At 55.8% G+C, this 860-nt stretch carries 1 protein-coding gene; it reads left to right on the top strand.

Annotated features, from left to right (window positions below; all coding sequences use genetic code 11):
• Window positions 1-209: 209 nt before the first annotated feature.
• A complete protein-coding gene (locus LZ017_RS21780) occupies window positions 210-755 on the top strand; it encodes a hypothetical protein (RefSeq protein WP_241399030.1) in 546 nt (181 codons plus the stop codon).
• The last annotated feature ends 105 nt before the right edge of the window (window positions 756-860 follow it).

Here is an 860-nt window from a genome sequence, read left to right as displayed (position 1 = left end):
TCATGGACTTCCCCTTTCAACGTGGCTGCAGATTGATGATCGACACCACCAATCTTGGCGCTTTGACGCCGTTGCCTGAAGGTGGGAAGTCCCTTCGTATTCCGCTCGAGCCGACTCGCGTCGGCAAGCCGCCGCTCGCGGCTCAGTTTCAACGTTAGCCGTATTGGCACCCTTGTGATCTTTTCCCCGCTCAATACAACTCCATCCAAATGAACGCAGTCGCAATCGCACACGCCGGCGAAATCTATCGAGCTTCAACGCCGGTCATTCGAATTCAGGGAATTGGCGGACGTCGCTGGAAGCGTAATGTGGCAAAGGGCGCTCGCATTGGCCCATGGCTGCAGGCGAAGTACGAGATTCTGAACAAGTCAGTGTGGGAGTCACGGACGCCTTGCCTCTATCTTGTGGTCGGGCCGGACAGGGGAATTCGCTACGTTGGGATCTCACGCAACAGGCTGAAGGATCGTTGGCGTGCCTCACCCGCATACGACGCTGAAACCATGCAACGCCTGCCTGAAAATCAACTCTTTCACAGCCAGTGCTGGAAGCACATTGAGCGTGAAACTGAAGCGAACCCATCAGCGGGCTTCGAAGTGCGTTGCATTAACGCAGATGTGCTTTTGCCGGTGCTTGAACGTCTTGGCCCTCCGTTGTCTGCATTCACCGCCCTACGAGGTGATGGCGAGGGCATCGTCGCAGGGGTGGAACGTTGGCTGTGCAACAAAAAGGGCCAAGCTTGGTGTCATGGAACGTAGCAATGACCGCATGAATACGGCTAACCAGTTACAGGGACTTCCCACCGCGTCAACACCGTCTCATTGAATTCCCCCGCAAGACCTGACGCCGATTGATCTGGATTT

Source organism: Pelomonas sp. CA6 (genome assembly GCF_022549225.1).
Classification (GTDB): Bacteria; Pseudomonadota; Gammaproteobacteria; order Burkholderiales; family Burkholderiaceae_C; genus Roseateles.
The sequence above is the reverse complement of the archived record's forward strand: the minus strand, read 5'-3'. Positions and strand labels throughout refer to the sequence as shown.

Coding starts and splice junctions, on each gene's coding strand:
- LZ017_RS21780 (WP_241399030.1), top strand. CDS start 210: ATGAACGCAGTCGCAATCGCACACGCCGGCGAAATCTATCGAGCTTCA.